Source organism: Bradyrhizobium oropedii (assembly GCF_020889685.1).
In the GTDB taxonomy this organism is placed as follows: domain Bacteria; phylum Pseudomonadota; class Alphaproteobacteria; order Rhizobiales; family Xanthobacteraceae; genus Bradyrhizobium; species Bradyrhizobium oropedii.
The window spans coordinates 24,853-45,003 of sequence record NZ_JACMYO010000057.1 but is presented as its reverse complement, the minus strand read 5'-3'; the positions used below and the strand labels follow the sequence as shown (position 1 = coordinate 45,003).

The 20,151-nt window shown below is 64.0% G+C and carries 16 protein-coding genes and 1 pseudogene; 12 read left to right on the top strand and 5 right to left on the bottom strand.

The features are described 5' to 3' along the window. The coding region (locus H8A95_RS18035) for a GDP-L-fucose synthase family protein (protein WP_229184334.1) at positions 1–889 on the top strand (889 nt) is incomplete at its 5' end. A gap of 143 nt (positions 890–1,032) precedes the next feature. Here H8A95_RS18035 and H8A95_RS18030 read toward each other — a convergent pair. Next, positions 1,033–1,875, bottom strand: coding sequence for a uroporphyrinogen-III synthase (locus tag H8A95_RS18030; RefSeq protein WP_229184333.1), 843 nt, complete (start codon positions 1,873–1,875; stop codon positions 1,033–1,035). Positions 1,876–2,010: 135 nt separating this feature from the next. On the opposite strand from H8A95_RS18030, the gene purU reads away from it, so the two are divergent. Both purU and H8A95_RS18020 read left to right on the top strand, forming a co-directional pair. Next, on the top strand, positions 2,011–2,874 hold the full coding sequence (gene purU, locus H8A95_RS18025) for a formyltetrahydrofolate deformylase (protein WP_229184332.1): 864 nt from the start codon (positions 2,011–2,013) through the stop codon (positions 2,872–2,874). A 124-nt stretch (positions 2,875–2,998) separates the two neighbouring features. Beyond that, entirely contained in the window at positions 2,999–3,715 is a 717-nt protein-coding gene (locus H8A95_RS18020; RefSeq protein WP_229184337.1) for a metallophosphoesterase, read from the top strand. 4 nt (positions 3,716–3,719) lie between these two features. Here H8A95_RS18020 and H8A95_RS18015 read toward each other — a convergent pair whose 3' ends face one another. Next, on the bottom strand, positions 3,720–4,142 hold the full coding sequence (locus tag H8A95_RS18015; protein WP_420839413.1) for a hypothetical protein: 423 nt from the start codon (positions 4,140–4,142) through the stop codon (positions 3,720–3,722). A gap of 238 nt (positions 4,143–4,380) precedes the next feature. Here H8A95_RS18015 and H8A95_RS18010 point away from each other — a divergent pair, with 238 nt between their 5' ends. From H8A95_RS18010 to H8A95_RS17985, 6 genes and pseudogenes are all read left to right on the top strand, one after another. Then, positions 4,381–5,562, top strand: coding sequence for an ABC transporter substrate-binding protein (locus H8A95_RS18010; protein WP_229184331.1), 1,182 nt, complete (start codon positions 4,381–4,383; stop codon positions 5,560–5,562). A 195-nt stretch (positions 5,563–5,757) separates the two neighbouring features. Continuing rightward, the gene (locus H8A95_RS18005) at positions 5,758–6,627 is read left to right on the top strand and encodes a branched-chain amino acid ABC transporter permease (protein WP_050630194.1); all 870 of its coding nucleotides are present in this window, start codon (positions 5,758–5,760) and stop codon (positions 6,625–6,627) included. Between the two features lie 7 nt (positions 6,628–6,634). Then, on the top strand, positions 6,635–7,666 hold the full coding sequence (locus H8A95_RS18000) for a branched-chain amino acid ABC transporter permease (protein ID WP_229184330.1): 1,032 nt from the start codon (positions 6,635–6,637) through the stop codon (positions 7,664–7,666). Next, positions 7,663–8,415: an ABC transporter ATP-binding protein gene (locus H8A95_RS17995; RefSeq protein WP_229184329.1), complete on the top strand. Its 753-nt coding sequence runs from the start codon at positions 7,663–7,665 to the stop codon at positions 8,413–8,415. The genes H8A95_RS18000 and H8A95_RS17995 overlap by 4 nt, the downstream gene beginning before the upstream one ends. After that, positions 8,408–9,124: an ABC transporter ATP-binding protein gene (locus H8A95_RS17990; RefSeq protein ID WP_229184328.1), complete on the top strand. Its 717-nt coding sequence runs from the start codon at positions 8,408–8,410 to the stop codon at positions 9,122–9,124. Before H8A95_RS17995 ends, H8A95_RS17990 begins: the two co-directional genes overlap by 8 nt. Before the next feature lie 19 nt (positions 9,125–9,143). Further along, positions 9,144–10,261 (top strand): annotated as a pseudogene (locus tag H8A95_RS17985) (cobalamin-independent methionine synthase II family protein). A 112-nt stretch (positions 10,262–10,373) separates the two neighbouring features. On the opposite strand, the gene H8A95_RS17980 reads toward H8A95_RS17985, so the two are convergent. After that, entirely contained in the window at positions 10,374–12,104 is a 1,731-nt protein-coding gene (locus H8A95_RS17980) for a caspase family protein (RefSeq protein WP_229184327.1), read from the bottom strand. 173 nt (positions 12,105–12,277) lie between these two features. Here H8A95_RS17980 and H8A95_RS17975 point away from each other — a divergent pair, with 173 nt between their 5' ends. From H8A95_RS17975 to ahcY, 3 genes are all read left to right on the top strand, one after another. Next, positions 12,278–13,633 carry a hypothetical protein gene (locus H8A95_RS17975; RefSeq protein ID WP_229184326.1) on the top strand — a complete coding sequence of 452 codons (1,356 nt, stop codon included), beginning with the start codon at positions 12,278–12,280 and terminating at the stop codon, positions 13,631–13,633. Between the two features lie 60 nt (positions 13,634–13,693). After that, positions 13,694–14,890 (top strand): methionine adenosyltransferase, encoded by a 1,197-nt coding sequence (gene metK, locus H8A95_RS17970; protein WP_229184325.1) that lies wholly within the window; start codon positions 13,694–13,696, stop codon positions 14,888–14,890. 127 nt (positions 14,891–15,017) lie between these two features. Then, positions 15,018–16,445, top strand: a complete 1,428-nt coding sequence (gene ahcY, locus H8A95_RS17965) for an adenosylhomocysteinase (RefSeq protein WP_229184324.1) — start codon at positions 15,018–15,020, stop codon at positions 16,443–16,445. Positions 16,446–16,523: 78 nt separating this feature from the next. Here ahcY and H8A95_RS17960 read toward each other — a convergent pair whose 3' ends face one another. Then, entirely contained in the window at positions 16,524–17,993 is a 1,470-nt protein-coding gene (locus tag H8A95_RS17960; protein ID WP_229184323.1) for an HlyD family type I secretion periplasmic adaptor subunit, read from the bottom strand. Positions 17,994–17,998: 5 nt separating this feature from the next. Beyond that, entirely contained in the window at positions 17,999–20,101 is a 2,103-nt protein-coding gene (locus tag H8A95_RS17955) for a type I secretion system permease/ATPase (RefSeq protein ID WP_420839414.1), read from the bottom strand. Positions 20,102–20,151 lie beyond the last annotated feature (50 nt).

Sequence of the window (20,151 nt, the reverse complement as noted above, 5' to 3'; positions counted from 1 at the left end):
CTCGGCGCTGGTGCGCCGGCTGGCACGCGAACAGGCCGATCTGCTGACGGTGTCGCGGAGCGAGGTCGATCTGCGCGACCAGGCCGCGGTCAACGCCTGGTTTGCCGCGAAGCGGCCGCAGGCCGTGTTCCTCGCTGCGGCCAAGGTCGGCGGCATCGTCGCCAACAACACGCTGCGGGCGGAATTCCTCTACGACAATCTGGCGATCTCGACCAATGTGATCCAGGCGGCGCACGCCAATGGTTGCGAGAAGCTGATGTTCTTCGGCTCGTCCTGCATCTATCCGCGCCTGGCGCCGCAGCCGCTGCGCGAGGATTCGATGCTGACCGGCCCGCTGGAGCCGACCAACGAGCCCTATGCCATCGCCAAGATCGCCGGCATCAAGATGGCCGAGGCCTATCGCAGCCAGTATGGCGCCGATTTCATCAGCGTGATGCCGACCAATCTCTACGGTCCCGGCGACAATTATCATCCCGAATACAGCCACGTCGTCGCGGCTCTGATCCGCCGCTTTCACGAGGCGAAGGTCTCGGGCACCGGCAATGTCGTGGTGTGGGGCACCGGCACGCCGCGCCGCGAATTCCTCTATGTCGACGATCTCGCCGACGCCTGCATTCATCTGATGAAGACCTATTCCTCGCCCGAATTGGTCAACATCGGTACCGGTGAGGATATCACCATCGCCGAATTCGCCCGCGTCGTTGCCGCTACTGTCGGTTATCTCGGTGAGATCAGCTTCGACACCTCGCGCCCGGACGGCACGCCGCGCAAGCTGCTCGACGTCGGCCGGCTGGCCAAGCTCGGCTGGCGTGCCACCACCTCGCTCGAGGATGGGATCGCCCTCGCGTACCGGGCCTATCTGAACGAGACCAAGCAGGCAGCGGAGTAGGGCGCAGCTCTCTCAATCGTCATTGCGAGGAGCTCGCGACAAAATTGCAAAGCAATTTTGCGCTGAAGCGACGAAGCAATCCATTTTGTCCACAAGCGGTGAGATGGATTGCTTCGCTGCGCTCGCAATGACGGTGGTGGATGTTAGCGCGCTGCCGCGCGCGGCGGCGCCTTCGACAGCGCAGTCGCCATCGCCGAGATCAGCGGCTTCATGAAGAAGGCATCGTTCGCCGGGTAGATGTCGGCGCGCAGGCCGTAGGCCTTCAACTCGTCCGACACCACAGGCCCGACGGAGGCAATCGGGGTCTGCTGCAAGCCCTCGCGCAATTCCGCCGCGCATCGATGCTTCTCGGCCACCTCGAGCAGGCGGCGAACCTGGCCGGAGCTCGTCAATGCGATGGCGTCGATACGGCCACGCGCCATCTCCTCGATCGCGGTGACGATGTTGGCATCGGCAGCCTGCGCGTCATAGACATAGGGCAGCACCGAATCGACCTCCGCGCCCTGCGCCTTGATCGCGCCGATCAGGGTGGTGTGATCCTTGTCCGGATAGAGTTGCAAGCCCAGCCGATGGCCGCTCAGGTCGAGCTTCGACAGCATCTCGGCGACGCCTTCCGTGGTCGGCTTCTCGGTCGTTACCTGCGGCTCCAGGGCGATCTCGCGCAGCGCCCGGCCGGGCTTCGGTCCGCGGGCGAATTTGCGCGTCTTGCCGAGGCTCGTGACAAACTCCGCCTCGACCCCGATCCGTCGCACAGCCTTCATCAGCCGGCGCAGGCCTTCACCCGTCATCAGCACGAGGTCGTCGAGCGGCCGCTCGATGGCGCGGTGAATCCAGGCCTCGATTGGTGCCGGATCCGGCGCATCATGGATCGTGAACATCGGGCATTGCAGCACCTCGGCGCCCTGCTCGGCGAGCAGGCGGGAAAACTGCGCTTCCTCGCGCGTTTCGAGGATCAGGATGCGGTAGCCGTTCAACCGGTCAGCCATGGTGGTCCTTAATTCATATTGCCGTCATTTGTTCGATTTGAACCCTCCGGCGGGATTGGCGCAAGGCCGCCTGCGGTGTAGACGAGGGCCGAAAATGACTGTTCCACGTTTCTGCTCAAGCTTTGGTCAATTGGCATGCCCGACCATCAATTCGTTCTGACCCTGTCCTGTCCTGACCGGCCGGGGATCGTCTCGGCGGTTTCGACCTTCCTCGCGCATAACGGCCAGAACATTCTGGACGCCCAGCAATTCAATGATGTCGAGACTGGCAAATTCTTCATGCGTGTGGTGTTCACCGCGGCCGACCTCGCGGTCGGGCTGCCCGCGCTGCAGACCGGGTTTGCCGCGATCGCCGAGCGCTTTGGCATGGATTGGCAGATGCGCGACCGCGCCAGCCGCCGCCGGGTGATGCTGCTGGTGTCGAAGTCCGATCACTGCCTGGTCGACATTCTCTATCGCTGGCGCACCGGCGAGCTCGAGATGATCCCGACCGCGATCGTTTCCAACCATACACGCGAGACCTACGGCTCGCTCGATTTCGGTGACATCCCGTTCCATCATCTGCCGGTCACGAAGGAGACCAAGCGGCAGCAGGAAGACGCGGTGTGGAAGCTGGCACAGGACACAAAGACCGACCTCGTCGTGCTGGCCCGCTACATGCAAATCCTGTCGGACGAGATGTCGGCGCGGCTGTCCGGTCGCTGCATCAACATCCATCATTCCTTCCTGCCGGGCTTCAAGGGCGCCAAGCCCTATCACCAGGCCCATGAGCGCGGCGTCAAGCTGATCGGCGCCACCGCGCATTACGTCACCAGCGATCTCGATGAAGGACCGATCATCGACCAGGACGTCGAGCGCATCAGCCATCGCGATACGCCCGACGATCTCGTGCGCAAGGGCCGCGATATCGAGCGTCGCGTATTGGCGCGCGCGATCCGCTACCATCTCGCCGACCGTGTCATCCTCAACGGGCGCAAGACCGTGGTGTTCGTGGACTGATCCGCGGTTCACCCGGCTGTTGCGCTTCGGCGACTATGGTGTCGCCTTGCATCGAGGTGCTGCATGAAACTCATCCACATGAGCGACATCCATCTGACGACGGCCGGGAGGGAGATCTTTGGTCGTGATCCCCTGCGAGCGCGCGCTCGATCAGGTGCGTGCCGATCATCGCGACGCCGAGCTGATGGTGATCTCGGGTGATCTTTCCGATCTCGGTGACCTCGCGGACTATCATCTGCTGCGCGAACGCCTGAACGGATTTCCGATCCCGGTGCGGCTCTGCATCGGCAACCATGACCATCGCGAGACGTTTCTCAGCGCATTTCCCGAATGCGCCGACGCGGACGGGTTCGCGCAGGGCGTTCACGACACCTCGTTCGGCCGCTGCCTGCTCCTCGACACTTACGAGCCGCAGATGGCCGCCGGCAGCTTCTGCCGGACGCGGCAGGCCTGGCTGGAGCGGCAGCTATCGGAGCATGAAGGCCCGTTCTTCCTGTTCATGCACCACAATCCATTCCCGACGCATATCGCCCCCGTGGACCGGATTGGCTTGCTCGATGACGCCGCGTTCCGGTCGATCGTCGCGAGGCACCGGAGCAAGATCCGACACATCTTCTTCGGTCACTGCCACATGGTGCTGAGCGGTTCGGTTGCGGGCGTCCCCACGACCTCGCTGCGAGGAACGAACCATGCCAGCTATCCCGTGTTCGCTGAAGTGCTGACCGTCGCCGATCTGCCGGAGTCCTACGGCGTGGCGTTCATCGGCGATGACTACGTCACCGTGCACATGGTGGAGTTCGGCTACCGCGGCGAAATCCTCAGCGAGGATTCGCCCGGCTAGGCTGTCAGTGGGCAGCGTTCTGCGCCGGCGCCGCCGGCTTGCCGTCATCACCACGCTCCGCCGCAGGCATCAAACGCTTGCGTTCCCGCTCCTGCATGAACTTGTCGTATTCGGGAGTACCCGCCCGCGGCGGCGCGTCTGCGGGCAGGCCGCCGGCCCAGGCTGGAATGGTGTCGGCCATCCCGGCCGAGAGCTTCTGGTTCACGGAACTGCATCCCCCGAGCGCGCAGGCCGCGAGCGCGAGGGCAGTCAGGACAGGGATGGGGCGCGGGAAGATCGGCATGGGAAACAGGATACAGCCCTGGTCTTTATGGATGATGATCGCGGGCGCGACCGTTCGGCTGCAATTGTGCTTGTTTGTTGACATCGCGGCTTTCTTTGTACGATCGTACAATTGAATTGAGCCCGCGAAGACATTGGCGTGCACGTGACCGGCTCTCGCGGTGGGCATTGAATTTCGCGGAGCGATCTTGGTATCCTGATACTGTTTCTTCAGCTGGGCCCGATCGCGTCGCGCGCGACACACGTCCATCGTCCGATTGACAGCGGGCACGGGGAGACGCCTTGTCGCGTTGCGGCTTGGCCGCGACATGCTTGGGTTAGGGTTAGGCAAGGGCCGGGGGACTCGGCTCGACGCAGAAGATTGGAAGGGGGAGGGGATGTCGATGTTCAATCGTCGCAAGATGTTGCTGTGGGGCGCCGCTTCGGCCGTGCTTCCGGGATTGTGCGCCAGTATGCCGGCGCGGGCGGAAGACGCCGTCAAGATCGGCCTGATCCTGCCGATGACCGGCGGCCAGGCGTCGACCGGCAAGCAGATCGATAATGCCATCAAGCTCTATATGCAGCAGAAGGGCGACACCGTCGCCGGCAAGAAGATCGAGATCATCCTGAAGGACGACGCCGCGGTGCCCGACAACACCAAGCGGCTCGCGCAGGAACTGATCGTCAACGACAAGGTCAATTTCATCGCCGGCTTCGGCGTGACGCCGGCCGCGCTTGCGGCCGCGAAGCTCGCCACCGAGGCGAAGATCCCGGAAGTCGTGATGGCGGCCGGCACCTCGATCATCACCGAGCGCTCGCCCTACATTGTGCGCACCAGTTTCACGTTGGCGCAGTCCTCCACCATCATCGGCGACTGGGCGGTCAAGAACGGCATCAAGAAGGTCGCGACGCTGACCTCCGACTACGCGCCGGGCAATGACGCGCTGACCTTCTTCAAGCAGCATTTCACCGCCGGCGGCGGCGAGATCGTGGAAGAGGTCAAGGTCCCGCTCGCCAATCCCGACTTCGCACCGTTCCTGCAGCGCATGAAGGATGCCAAGCCCGACGCGATGTTCGTGTTCGTGCCGGCGGGGCAGGGCGGCAACTTCATGAAGCAATTTGCCGAACGCGGGCTCGACAAGAGCGGCATGAAGGTGATCGGGCCCGGCGACGTCATGGACGACGATCTGCTCAACAACATGGGCGAGGCCGCGCTCGGTGCGGTGACCGCGCATCTCTATTCCGCGGCGCATCCGTCGCAGGTGAACAAGGATTTCGTCGCTGCCTACAAGAAGGCGTTCGGCAACCGCCCCGGCTTCATGGCGGTCAGCGGCTATGACGGCATCCATCTGATCTACGAGGCGCTGAAGAAGACGGGCGGCGCGACCGATGGCGACAAGCTGATCGAGGCGATGAAGGGCATGAAGTGGGAGAGCCCGCGCGGCCCGATCTCGATCGATCCGGAAACCCGCGACATCGTGCAGAACATCTATATCCGCAAGGTCGAGAAGGTCGACGGCGAGCTCTACAATGTCGAGTTCGCAACCTTCGAGGCCGTCAAGGATTCCGGCAAAACCAAGAAATAGCGTGTCGTCAGCGACGTCGTTCCGCGGCGTGCGCCCCGGTCTCACCACGTCATGCCCGGCCTCGTGCCGGGCATCCACGTCTTTCTTCCGGCGAACTGGAGGACGTGGATGGCCGGGACAAGCCCGGCCATGACGATGAATTTTTGACAATCGCGGTGTAGTTCTTGCTGCGTCCTCAAGGCTAAACTGACCCCGATGGCCTCTATCCTCACCAACCTGTTCGACGGTGTCGCCTACGGCATGCTGCTGTTCGTGCTGGCCTGCGGGCTTGCGGTGACGCTCGGGCTGATGAACTTCGTCAATCTCGCGCACGGCGCCTTCGCGATGGCCGGCGGCTATATCTGCGCCGTGCTGGTCAACAATTCCGGTTGGCCGTTCTTCGCTGCGCTGCCGCTCGCTTTTGTCGGGAGTGCGGTGATCGGCATCGCGCTGGAGCGCACGCTGTATCGCCACCTCTATAGCCGCAGCCATCTCGATCAGGTGCTGTTCTCGATCGGTTTGGTGTTCATGTCAGTCGCGGCGGTCGACTACATCATGGGATCGTCGCGGGTCTTCATCAAGCTGCCGGCAGCGCTGGAGGGGCAGATCGACCTGTTCGGCGTCGGCATCGGGCGTTACCGGCTGATGATCGTCGTGATCTGTGGCCTGCTGACGCTGGCGCTGCAACTGATCCTGGCGAAAACGCGGTTCGGCAGCCGCCTGCGCGCCGCCGTGGACGATCCGCGCGCGGCGATCGGGCTCGGCATCAACGTGCCGCAGGTGTTCGCCTTCACCTTTGCCTTCGGTTGCGGTCTCGCCGGTCTCGGCGGCGCGCTGAGTGCGGAGATCCTTGGGCTCGATCCGTATTTTCCGCTGAAGTTCATGATCTACTTCCTGATCGTGGTCACCGTCGGCGGCTCTTCCTCGATCACCGGCCCGTTCCTCGCATCGCTGCTGCTCGGCATCGCCGACGTCGCCGGCAAATATTACGTGCCGAAGGTCGGCCCCTTCGTGATCTACACGGTCATGATCGTGATCCTGCTCTGGCGTCCCAACGGCCTGTTCGGCCGTACCGCGGCGCGGTGAGGCTGATATGACCGCGCTGTCCGACGTCTCCACTCATGCGATGGCCATTGCGCGCTGGCGGATCAGCGAAGTTGCGTTCTGGGTGCTGGCGCTCGCCTGTGCGTTCCTGTTCCCGTCGCGCTATCTGATCATGACCGACATCGTGCGGCTCGGCCTGTTCGCGCTGTCGCTCGACCTGATCCTCGGCTATGCCGGTATCGTCTCGCTCGGCCATGCGGCGTTCTTCGGCGTCGGCGCCTATTCGGCCGGGCTGCTGGCGCTGCATGGCATCATCAACGAGCCCGTCATCGCGCTGGTCGCCGCCGGTCTCGTCGCGGCCGTGCTCGGCTTCCTGACCAGCTTCCTGGTCATCCGCGGCGTCGATCTGACGCGGCTGATGGTGACGCTCGGCATCGCGTTGCTGCTGGAAGCGCTCGCCGAACGTTTCTCTGATATCACCGGCGGCACCGACGGCCTGCAGGGCATCGAGATGCAGCCGATCCTCGGGCTGTTCGCCTTCGACATGTTCGGCAGGACAGGGTTGTTCTACTCGCTGGTCGTGCTGTTCATTCTGTTTCTGCTTGCGCGACGCGTCGTGCATTCGCCGTTCGGCCTGTCGCTGCGCGCAATCAAAAACAATCCGCTGCGCGCGGCCGCGATCGGCGTGCCGGTCAACCGCCGGCTGATCGCGATCTATACGCTTGCTGCATTCTATGCCGGGATCGCCGGCGCGCTGTTCACCCAGACCACGGCACTGGCCTCGCTCGACGTGTTCTCATTCGAGCGCTCCGCCGACCTGATGCTGGTGCTCGTGATCGGCGGTACCGGCTATCTCTATGGCGGCCTGATCGGCGCGGTCGTGTTCAAGATGCTGCAGGAGCTGTTTCAGAGCATCACCCCGCAATACTGGCTGTTCTGGATCGGCCTCGTGCTGGTCGTGATCGTGATGGTCGGCCGTGCGCGCATCCATCGCTTTGTGTTGTTCGTGCCGAACCTGATCATCCGCCAGCTCGCCGGCCGCAAGGCTGCTGTCGCCGTACCGGAGAGCGACGCGTCATGACGATCGCGCTGGAAACCCGCAATCTCGAAAAATCCTTCGGCGGCCTTCGCGTCACCCGCGATCTCTCGCTGAAGGTGATGCAGGGCGCCCGCCATGCGCTGATCGGGCCGAACGGCGCGGGCAAGACCACCGTCATCAATCAGCTCACCGGCGTGCTGACACCGAACAGCGGGCGCATCCTGCTCGAAGGCCACGACATCACCGGCCTCTCCGTGCACAGACGGGTGCTGCGCGGGCTGTCGCGCACTTTCCAGATCAACCAGCTCTATGCCGATTTGACCCCGCTCGAAACCATCGGGCTTGCGGTCTCCGAACGGATGGGTCGCGGCGGCGACTGGTGGCGGCGGATGGGAACGCGTGATGACGTCAATGCCGAGATCGCCGAGATCCTGTCGCGCTTCCATCTGCTCGACGTGATGACCGAGCTCACCTCGACATTGCCCTACGGCAAGCAGCGGCTGCTCGAGATCGCGGTGGCGATCGCCGCCAAGCCGCGCGTGCTGCTGCTCGACGAGCCCGCCGCCGGCGTACCCGAGAGCGAGCGCCACGATATCCTGGCGGCGGTCGCGGCATTGCCGCGCGACGTCACCGTGCTCTTGATCGAGCACGACATGGACCTCGTGTTCTCGTTTGCCGATCGCATCTCGGTGCTGGTCAATGGCGGCCTGCTCACGGAGGGCGCGCCCGACGACGTCGCGCGCGATGCGCAGGTGAGGGCGGTCTATCTCGGCGAGGCGGCCGATGCCTGATCTCCTCTCCATCAAGGGCCTGCGTGCGGGCTACGGTGAGGCGGTGGTGCTGCCGGATATGTCGCTGGCGCTTGCCGAGGGCCAGGTGCTCGCGCTGCTCGGCCGCAACGGCACCGGCAAGACCACGCTGATCAACTCGATCGTCGGTATCATCAGAAGGTTCGGCGGCAGCATCGCACTCGCGGGCCGCGACATCACGGCGATGCGGCCGGATCAGCGCGCCCGCGCCGGGATCGGTTGGGTGCCGCAGGAGCGCAACATCTTCCGCTCGCTGACGGTGGAAGAGAACATGACCGCGGTGGCGCAGCCCGGGCCGTGGACGGTCGAGCGGGTGTACGAGATGTTTCCGCGGCTGAAGGAGCGGCGCGGCAATTTCGGCAACCAGCTGTCCGGCGGCGAGCAGCAGATGCTGGCGATCGGCCGCGCGCTGACATTGAACCCGAAAGTGCTGCTGCTTGACGAGCCGACCGAAGGCCTCGCGCCGATCATCGTTGAAGAACTGTTAAGGGCGATCGGAACCATCACGCGGGCCGGTGGCATCTGCTCGATCATCGTCGAGCAGAACGCGCAAAAGATTCTGGGGCTCGCCGACCGCGTTGTGATATTGGAGCGCGGCATGATCGTGCACGACGCCGCGAGCAGCGCGCTGAAATCCGATCCCTCCGTCCTCGAGCGCCATCTCGGCGTCTCCGGGGCCAAAAAACACTGACGACCTCAGGGAGTTGACCATGCAGCGAACCAAGCCTCCGTTCCGCGCCGACGAGGTCGGCAGCCTGTTGCGGCCGCCGAAGATCAAGGAGCGCGCGCCAGGCTGGAGAAGGGCGAGATCTCGGCCGACGAACTGCGCAAGGTCGAAGACATGGAGATCGAGAAGGTCGTGCACAAGCAGGCCTCGGTCGGCCTGAAGCTTGCGACTGACGGCGAGTTCCGCCGCTCCTGGTGGCACTTCGATTTCCTCAGCCATCTGACCGGCTGCGAGCTGTTCCACCCGGACATGGGCATCCAGTTCGCGGGCGTGCAGACCCGGCACGACGCCATCAGGGTGATCGGCAAGCTGGATTTCTCCGATCATCACCCGATGCTCGATCACTTCAGGTTCCTGAAGAAATATGCCGACCAGGCCCATGTCACGCCGAAGATGACGATTCCGTCGCCGGCCGTGCTGCATTTCCGTGGCGGCCGCAAGCTGATCTCGAAGGAGGTGTATCCCGACCTCGAGGAGTTCTTCCAGGATCTCGGCAAGACCTACCGCAAGGCGGTGAAGGCGTTCTACGACGCCGGCTGCCGTTACCTGCAATTCGATGACACGGTGTGGGCCTATCTGTGCTCGCAGGAGGAGTTGCAGAAGGCGCGCGAGCGCGGCGACAACCCCGATGGCCTGCAAGAGATCTATGCCCGCGTCATCAATTACGCGATCGCGGATCGTCCATCCGACATGGTGATCTCCACCCATGTCTGCCGCGGCAATTTCCGCTCGACCTGGATTTCCTCGGGCGGTTACGAGCCGGTCGCCGAGACCATGCTGGCCGGCACGAATTACGACGGCTACTTCCTCGAATATGATTCCGACCGTGCAGGCGGCTTCGAGCCGCTGCGCTTCCTGCCCAAGGGCAACAAGGTCGTGGTGGTCGGCGTCATCACCTCGAAGTTCGGCGAGCTCGAGAGCAAGGATGCGATCAAGCGGCGGCTGGAGGAGGCGGCGAAGTTCGCCCCGCTTGAGCAGCTCGCGCTGTCGCCGCAATGCGGCTTTGCCTCGACCGAGGAGGGCAACATCCTCTCCGAGGAAGAGCAGTGGGCCAAGCTGCGGCTCGCCGTCGAGGTCGCCAACGAGGTGTGGGGAAAATAGGACGGCTTCCTCCGTCATTGCGAGGAGCGAAGCGACGAAGCAATCCATCTTTCCCTGCTTGGAGGCATGGATTGCTTCGCTGCGCTCGCAATGACGTGGAGAGAGCTGCGCGTCACTGCTCCGCCAGATAGACCTCGCCGAGCAGCGAGGAATTCGACCACGGCACCTGCTTGCCCTTGGTCGCGGCAACAACCTCGGCGCGGACCCGCGTCAGCATCTGCTGCACCTCGAGCCTGGGCGTACCGACATGACGCGACAGTGCAGCGGAGAACGGGCTGTTGGCGCCTTCGCCGTCGAGCGCGACCTGGCCAGGTGCAGTGGCGAATGCGATCAGCGTGCCGGCGCCGAGCGTCGAGCCTGATCCGAGCGAGGTGGGCGCGGCAAGGCCGGAGCCGGCCTCGATGCCGCGGCTCGGGCCCGCGGAGGCCACCTGCGGCGCCATCGGATTGTTGCGGCAGGCATCGAGGATGAGGATGTTGGTGCGGATCTGGTCGTCGAGGCCGGCCATGATCGTATCCATATCGACCATCGCGTCCGTCATGCGTCCGCCCGCCTTGAACTCGATATCAACAGGCACGAGGTAGTTGCGGCCATCGATCTGCACGCCGTGACCTGCGTAGTAGACCACCGCGATCTGCGACCGCGCCGCCTCGCGCAGGAAATCGTGGATGGTCGTCTGCATCGCGCCGCGATCGAGATCGAGACCTTCCGAGACGGTGAAGCCGATGTCGCGCAGGCTCCTGGCGATGGCGCGGGCGTCGTTCGGCGGATTGGGCAGCGCCTTCACATGCGCATAGGCGCCGTTGCCGATCACCAGCGCGACGCGCCGGCCGGTTGCTGCGGCCTGCACGCGTGCCGCGGGGGCGGCCGGTGTTGCTGCGGCGGGCGCCGGTGGTGCAGGAGCAGAGCTGCTCTCGGCAGCGGGCGCCGCCGCGGTTTTGCGCGGTGTGGCATCGGCCTCCTTGAGCAGCGCGAGCCGCACCTTCGCGGTGGCCTGGTTGGCCTTGCTGCCGGCGTCGGAGGCGACGCCCTCAAGCACCGAGGCGTAATCTTCCTTGGCGTGCGCAGCATCGCCTTTCGCTTCATAGGCGAGGCCGCGCTGGGTATAGGCCGAGATCAGCACGCTGCCCGGCGGCGTCATGATGTTGGCGGGTGCTTTCGCCTTCGCGAGCCGGATTGCTTCCGTCGTGTCCGCGATCGCGCGCGCGATGTCGCCCTTGGCGCGCCAGATCACGGCGCGGCTGATCAGCGGCTGTGGCAGCGACGGGTCGATCCTGACGGCCTCGTTGATGTCGGCGAGCGCGCCGTCGAGATCGCCGAGCGCCTGCTTCGACGCACCGCGGTTCTGGTAGGAGAAGGCCGACTTCGGACCGGCCTTGATCGCAGCGTCGTAATCGGCAATCGCCTTGGCGTAGTCGCCCTTGCCGCGATAGGCGTTGCCGCGGTTGTGAAAGATGATGCCGCTCGGCGGCCCCATGCGCAGCGCATCGTTGAAGTCGGCGATTGCGATGTCGTACTCGCCTTTGTCGTAATAGGCCGAGCCGCGCAAATTGTAGACGGCGGTGCTGGGCTTCAGACGCAGCGCTTCTGTGGCGTCAGCGATCACCTGCGCGTAGTTGCCCTTCTTGTTCCAGCCGACCGCGCGCCAGAAATGGATCGTCGCGAGCTTCTCGCCGGAAAACACCTTCAGCGCGATGATCTTGGTGCAGGCGTCGATCATCTGATCGGCGGGTGTGGTGTCGGTCGTGCAGAGCGGGCCGAGCTGCGAACGCGTCTGGGCGAGGCAGGGCGCCGACCACAGGATGGCGGCAAGCAGGCAGGGGATCAGGAGCAGGCGGCGCATCGGTCATCCAGGGGGTGCGGGGCGGTCCAAGAGAGGGTCCAGGGGGAAATCCATGACTGTTTGGTGATCGGGCCGCAGAGGGGGTTCAACTGGTGGGAAAATGATGGTAAGACGCCGCTGCACACAACTTCTGCCCACTTTTGTCCCACTCGCCGCTGCCCACTACAGGCGCCATGAAGAACGACGAAATCCTTAGCCAGATCACGGATTTCTGCCGCCGTTCCGATATAGCGGAGACGACGTTCGGTCGCCGTGCCGTCAACGACGGCAAGCTGGTGCACCGGCTGCGCGAAGGCAAGCGCATCACCATCGACACCCTCGATCGCATCAATGGCTTCATCGCGACCTCGACGCCAGGCGGCGTGGCACCGCCCCGCGGCCTCGTGGTTCCGCCGGAAAAGCGCGATCCGAGGGGTAATTTCCGCTTTTTCGAGAATCGCCAGCGCTATCTGCTGTTCGTGCACACCTGCAGCGAGAAGCGGGTGATTGCCGACCGGGTGGCGCTGGAACTGGCCGCCATCCACCCGCGGCCGCCGGCGTTGCGGGTGTTCGATGCCGGGATGGGCGACGGCACCGTGCTGGCGCGGGTCCTGCGCGCCATGCATGGCCGCTTCCCACATATGCCGTTCTACGTCGCCGGCAAGGAACTGAGCCTGGAGGACGTCCGCCTCACCCTCGACAAGGTCCCCGACCGACTGTTCGAGCACCCGGCCAGCGTCTTCGTGTTCACCAACATGTATTACGCCGAGGCGCCCTGGCTGACGCCGAAGAACTCCGCGGCGGCTGCCAGCATGATCTGGCATGAAGTGGCGCTGCGTGGAGCCTCCTCGGGTGACTTCGAGGCCCAGATCGCCGAGCTCGGCCCGTTCCTGGAACAAAACTGGCGGGCCAATCTCAGCCCGGGAAACGCGATGCCGATCTATGAGCGGCCGGTGGCGCTGGTGCTGTATCGGGACGATCACCGCTTCCTGCTCGATTCCATCATTCCCCGGGCGGGCCGGACCGAAGCCAATTTCGATCTCGTGATCGCCTCGCAGCCTTACCGCGCCAAATCCTCGGTGAACTTCCGCGCCAAGCGGATCATCGCGCCGCTCGCCCGGGCGCTGCGCGGCGGAGGGCGGTTGATAGGAATCCACTCCCACGGAAGCGATCCCGGGCTTGAAATGATTCAAGCCGTCTGGCCCGGAGAAAATCCTTTCGCCGTCAGCCGTCATGAGATACTGCGCGCGGTGAAATACGAGTTGGGGTCGGCCGGGCGTGAGTTGAACTTCAACGCCTACGCCGATAACCGCTCGATCTTCCGATATGATATGGAAGCGCTGCCCAATGAGGTGACCGGTGCGATCGGAACCTCGACGGCCTTTGCAGCGTGGAATGCCGCGGTGTATGTCGCGCAGATCGAAGATGAGCGGTTGATCGAAACGACCGAAAACGGACGAGCTCTCGAGGCCACGCGCGAAGTTCTCCGCAAACACAACGGGCTGTGGTTCTACGACGAATCCTACGTCATCTCGCGGCGACGAGACTGACATTCCGGGGACATATTCACCAACCAACGTCGGACTTCGACGAAACAAGGGGTTTGCTTGATGCGCGCGTCTTATCTCTTCACCAGCGAGTCGGTCTCGGAAGGCCATCCGGACAAGGTCTGCGATCGTATCTCGGATGAGATCGTCGATCTGTTCTACCGCGAGGGACCGAAAGCGGGCATCGACCCGTGGCAGATCCGTGCGGCGTGCGAAACGCTCGCGACCACCAACAAGGTGGTGATCGCCGGCGAAACGCGCGGGCCCAGCTCGGTCACCAACGACCAGATCGAGAGCGTGGTTCGCGGTGCGATCAAGGACATCGGCTACGAGCAGGACGGCTTCCACTGGAAGACCTGCGACATCGAGATCCTGCTGCATCCGCAGTCGGCCGACATCGCGCAGGGCGTCGACGCGCTGCAGCCGGGCGAGGTCAAGGAAGAGGGTGCCGGCGACCAGGGCATCATGTTCGGTTACGCCACCAACGAGACGCCGGACCTGATGCCGGCGCCGATCTTCTACGCCCACAAGATCCTGCGGCTGATCTCCGAGGCGCGCCACTCCGGCAAGGAGAAGGTGCTCGGTCCGGACTCCAAGAGCCAGGTCACCGTGCAGTACGAGAACGGCAAGCCGGTCGGCGTCCGCGAGATCGTGGTTTCGCATCAGCATCTGGTCGAGGACCTCACCTCGAGCCAGATCCGCGACATCGTCGAGCCCTATGTCCGCGAGGCGCTGCCGAAGGAATGGATCAACGGCAAGACGATCTGGCACATCAATCCGACCGGCAAGTTCTTCATCGGCGGTCCCGATGGCGACTCCGGCCTGACCGGCCGCAAGATCATCGTCGACACCTACGGTGGTGCGGCTCCGCATGGCGGCGGCGCGTTCTCCGGCAAGGATCCGACCAAGGTCGACCGCTCGGCGGCCTATGCCGCGCGCTACGTCGCCAAGAACATCGTCGCGGCCGGTCTCGCCGATCGCTGCACGCTGCAGCTCGCCTACGCGATCGGCGTGGCGCGTCCGCTGTCGATCTATATCGACACCCACGGCACCGGTAAGGTGTCGGAGGATCAACTCGAGAAGGCAGCAGCCAAGGCGATGGATCTGACGCCGCGCGGCATCCGCACCCATCTCGATCTCAACCGCCCGATCTACGCGCGCACCTCGGCCTACGGTCATTTCGGCCGCACGCCCGACAATGAGGGCGGCTTCTCCTGGGAGAAGACCGATCTCGTCGAGCAGCTCAAGCGCGCGCTCTGACACTTGCGTCATTCCGGGGCGCTCGCGAGAGCGAGCGAACCCGGAATCTTCTTCCATCAATTCCAGATTCCGGGTTCGCCTCTTCGAGGCGCCTCGGAATGACCAGTTTCAACAACAGGACGCTCAAATGAACGCCCCCACGAAGCCCGGCTTCACCGACTACATCGTCAAGGACATTGCGCTCGCCGATTTCGGCCGCAAGGAAATCTCGCTCGCCGAGACCGAGATGCCGGGCCTGATGGCCACCCGCGAGGAGTATGGCCCCAAGCAGCCGTTGAAGGGTGCACGCATCGCTGGCTCCCTGCACATGACGATCCAGACCGCGGTCCTGATCGAGACGCTGGCCGCGCTCGGCGCCGACATCCGCTGGGTCTCCTGCAACATCTACTCGACCCAGGATCACGCGGCTGCTGCGATCGCCGCTGCCGGCATTCCGGTGTTCGCGATCAAGGGCGAGACGCTGACCGAGTACTGGGACTACACCGCCAAGCTGTTCGACTGGCATGGCGGCGGCACGCCGAACATGATCCTCGATGACGGCGGCGATGCCACCATGCTGGTGCATGCCGGCGTGCGCGCCGAGCAGGGCGACACCGCGTTCCTCGACAAGCCGGGCTCGGAAGAAGAAGAGATCTTCTACGCGCTGGTGAAGCGTCTCCTGAAGGAGAAGCCGAAGGGCTGGTTCGCCGAGATCGCCAAGAACATCAAGGGCGTTTCGGAAGAGACCACCACGGGCGTGCATCGCCTGTATGAGATGGCCAACAAGGGCACGCTGCTGTTCCCGGCGATCAACGTCAACGACAGCGTCACCAAGTCGAAGTTCGATAACCTCTATGGCTGCCGCGAGTCGCTGGTCGACGGCATCCGCCGCGGCACCGACGTGATGCTGTCGGGCAAGGTCGCGATGGTCGCGGGCTTCGGCGACGTCGGCAAGGGCTCGGCCGCTTCGCTGCGCCAGGCCGGCTGCCGCGTCATGGTCTCCGAAGTCGACCCGATCTGCGCGTTGCAGGCGGCGATGGAAGGCTATGAGGTAGTGACGATGGAAGACGCGGCGCCGCGCGCCGACATCTTCGTCACCGCAACCGGCAACAAGGACATCATCACCATCGAGCACATGCGCGCGATGAAGGATCGTGCCATCGTCTGCAACATCGGCCACTTCGACAACGAGATCCAGATCGCGAGCCTGCGCAATCTGAAGTGGACCAACATCAAGCCGCAGGTCGACGAGATCGAATTCCCCGACAAGCACCGCATCATCATGCTGTCGGAAGGCCGTCTCGTGAACCTCGGCAATGCGATGGGCCATCCGTCCTTCGTGATGTCGGCCTCGTTCACCAACCAGACGCTGGCGCAGATTGAACTCTGGGCCAACAATAAGGACGGCAAGTACGCCAAGAAGGTCTACGTGCTGCCGAAGACGCTCGACGAGAAGGTCGCCCGCCTGCACCTCGCCAAGATCGGCGTCAAGCTGACCGAGCTGCGCAAGGACCAGGCCGATTACATCGGCGTGAAGCAGGAAGGTCCGTACAAGTCGGATCACTACCGCTACTGATCCGCGGTCGCTGCGATCGATCAAGCGAGAAGCCCCGGCATCGTCCGGGGCTTTTTGCTGCAGCGTCGTACCGCGGATTCACCGCTCCCTGCCGGCTTCCTTCGCGGCCTGCAGCACCGGCGATAGCAGGTATTCGATCACGCGGCGGTCGCCGGTCTTGATCTCGGCCGAGACGCGCATGCCGGAGCGGATTGCTTCGTGGTGGCCGTCGACCAGGATCCAGTCCCGCAACAGCGTCACCCGCGCGGGATAGGCAAGCTCGGCCGGCTGGGCGCCTGCGATCCCGGCCATCGGATTCTGCGCTGTCGCCGCGGTGCTGGGGCCGGCATTGGATGTGGCGGCGTCACGGCCGAGTTTGCGCACCCGGCCGGGTACCAGACCATAGCGTGAGAAGGGGAAGGCTTCGAGCTTGATCTCGACATCCTGTCCCTCGCTGACAAAGCCGATATCCTTGTTCAGCACCATGCAATCGATCTCAATGCCGGCACCGTCTGGTACGATGGTCATCAAGGTGTCCGCGGTGGTGACCACCGCACCCGACGTGTGGATCTTCAGCCCCTGGACGGTACCGTCGACCGGCGCCACCAAATGCCGATAGCTCTCCTTCTGCCGCGCCTTGGTGATGTCCTGGTCAAATTGCGAAATCTTCGTCAGGGCCTTGGTAAGGCGGTCGGTGCTGTCGGCCATGTAGCCGGCTTCGCTCTCGGCGAGCTTGGCCTGGATTGAGCTGCGTTCGGCCCGAATCTGGTCGATGTTGCGTTCTGCAATCTTGAGGTCGGCGTGCTTCTCGACGATCTGCTGCTCGCTATCGAGCACCGGCGGCCGGGTGCCGTTGCCCTTTTCGTAGAGAGCTTTCGCTGTCTTGTTCTTTTCCTCCAGCAACGGAAGGATCAGCTTGGCACGCTCGATCTGCGCGTCGTTGGATTCAAGCGCTACGTCCTTCTGCGCGATCTCAGCCGTGAAACCTGCAACGATCGCGCGATGCTTTTCGATTTCCCGCCGGGCCTGGCTGTGGCTCTGCTCAACCAGCGCGGGGGCGGCGCCGGCGGGGCCGTGAAACGATCCTTCGGGGTCGCGACCGAGCAGCACGCGCGCCACTTCGGCATCGAGCTCCGCTTGGGTGCGATTGTAGATCAGCGCTTCCAGATCGGCATGCACCTCGGTCGGGTCCAGATCGACCAGCGCTTGGCCGGCTTTGACATGATCACCCTCATCGACGTGAATGGCGCGGATCATCGCGGTTTCGAGCGGCTGCACCACCTTGACCTGGCCAAGCGGCACGACCTTGCCGTCGGCCACCGCAACCATGTCGATGCGTGCCAGCGCGGCCCAGACCAACGCTGCGGCGAGCAGGCCGCACAGCGCCGTCGCCGTGAAGCGCAGCGTCGGCGACAACGGCGTTTCGATCAGCTCGATCGTGGCGGGAAGAAACTGACGCTCCACGGCGTTGAGCCGCGGGGCGGCCGGGACCAGGCGCGGTGGCGCCGGACGGGGCGGCGCCGGCTTCGGTGAGGCATCGACGGGACGCAGCGGCATCGGCTGTACCATGACGTTCACCCCGCTGCCTGACGGACGAGATTGGCGTAAAGGCCGTTGTGATGCACCAGCACATCGTGGGTGCCTGCTTCGGCGAGTTGCCCGCGCTCCATCACCAGGATGCGGTCCGCGGCGCGCACGGTGGAAAGCCGGTGCGCCACGATCAGCACGGTGCGGCCCCGGCAGATCGCACGCATGTTGTTCTGGATGATCCGCTCGCTCTCATAATCGAGCGCCGAGGTGGCCTCGTCGAGAATCAGGATGCGTGGATTGGTGACCAGCGCGCGGGCGATCGCAATGCGCTGGCGCTGGCCGCCGGAGAGATTGGCGCCGCGCTCTTCGACAATGGTGTCGTAGCCGTGCGGAAGTTCGCAAATGAACTCGTGCGCGCCCGCCAGCAGCGCAGCTTGCATGACACGCTCAAGCGGCATCGAGGGCTCGACAAGCGCGATATTGTCGCGGATCGAACGGTTGAACAGCACGTTCTCCTGCAACACCACGCCGATCTGGCGTCGCAGCCAGGCCGGATCGAGCAGCGCGGTGTCGAAGCCGTCGACGATGACGCGGCCGCGCTCGGGCGTGTAGAGCCGCTGCAGCAGTTTCGTCAGGGTCGACTTGCCGGAACCGGAGCGGCCGACAATGCCGACCACCTCGCCGGCGCCGATCTCGAACGAGAGCTCGCGCAGCACCTCCGGGTTGTCGGGCTGATAGCGGAACGCGATGTTCTCGAACCGCAAATGTCCCTTGATGGCCGGCAGGTTCTGCCTGGAGCTGACATTCGGCTCGGTCGGCGTATCGATGATGTCAGCGAGCCGCTCGATCGACAGACGAAACTGTTGAAAGTCCTGCCACAGCTGCGCGAGCCGCAGCACAGGCGCGCTGATCTGGCCTGCCAGCATGTTGAAGGCGACGAACTCGCCGATGGTGAGCTGATTGCCGATCACGGCCTGTGCGCCGAACCACAGGATCGCGGCGCTCGTCACCTTGTTCACAAGGCCGACCAGCTGCGAGCCGGCAGCACCCATCGTCACCACCCGGAGCGAGGATCCGATGTAGGCGGCAAGCTGCTCGTCCCAGCGCCGCCGCATTTGCGGTTCGACTGCGCAGGCCTTCAGCGTCTGAATGCCGGCGAGGCTCTCAACCAGCAGCGACTGATTTGCGGCGCCGCGCTGGAATTTCTCCTGTACCCGTGCCTTCAGAACCGGCGTGATGACCAGCGATATCAAGACGTAGAACGGGATCGATATCACCACCACGAGTGTCAGGGACACGCTGTACCAGAACATCACCGCCAGAAAGAGCAGGCTGAACGCGACGTCGACCACCAGGGTAAGCGCGGAGGAAGTGACGAACTGCCGGACATTCTCCAGTTCCCGTACCCGCGCCACAGTCTGGCCGGTGGCTCTGCTTTCGAAATAACTGATTGGCAGCGCAACGAGATGGCGGAACAGCTGCGAGCCGAGAATGGCATCCATTCGGCTCGTGGTGTGGGCAAAGGCGTAGGTGCGCAACCAGTTCAACAGCGCGTCGGCGACGTTGATGACCAGAAGGCCGATGATCAGCACGTTGAGCGTGGTGAGTCCGCGGTGCACCAGGACCTTGTCGATCACGACCTGGAAGAACAGCGGCGAGGCCAGCGCGACGAGCTGGATGAACACCGAAATCACCAGCACCTCGGTGAGAATCCTGGAAAAGCGCTTGATCACCGGAATGAACCAGCGCAGCCCAAAGCGCGTGACTTCGCCGGGAAGCTGGTCGCGCTTGGCGAACAGCACGATCTCGCCGGTCCATTTCTGCTCCAGTTCGTCCATGGTCCAGCGGACAGGCGGCCCGCCACCGAGCCCGACCATGATGTCGGCCTCGGCCCATCGCCCGATCACAAAGAAGGTGCCGTCCTGGCAACGCGCGATCACCGGCAGCGACAGCCCCTTGAGGCGCTCGACGGAAGCTGGGACGGCCTGCGCCTTCAGCCCGACGCCGCGCGCGATGCGCACGAGATCGTCACACTCAGCTGTACGGCCATCGGATATGTATTCACGTCGCGCTCGATCGATATCGAACGCTTCGCCCAACATGGCCAGCACCAGCCCAAGGCTGCCGAGACCAGTATCAGCCTGCATCACTGACACGGCTGCAATTTGCTGGCTACCGATCATGTGGGTCGCCCTCT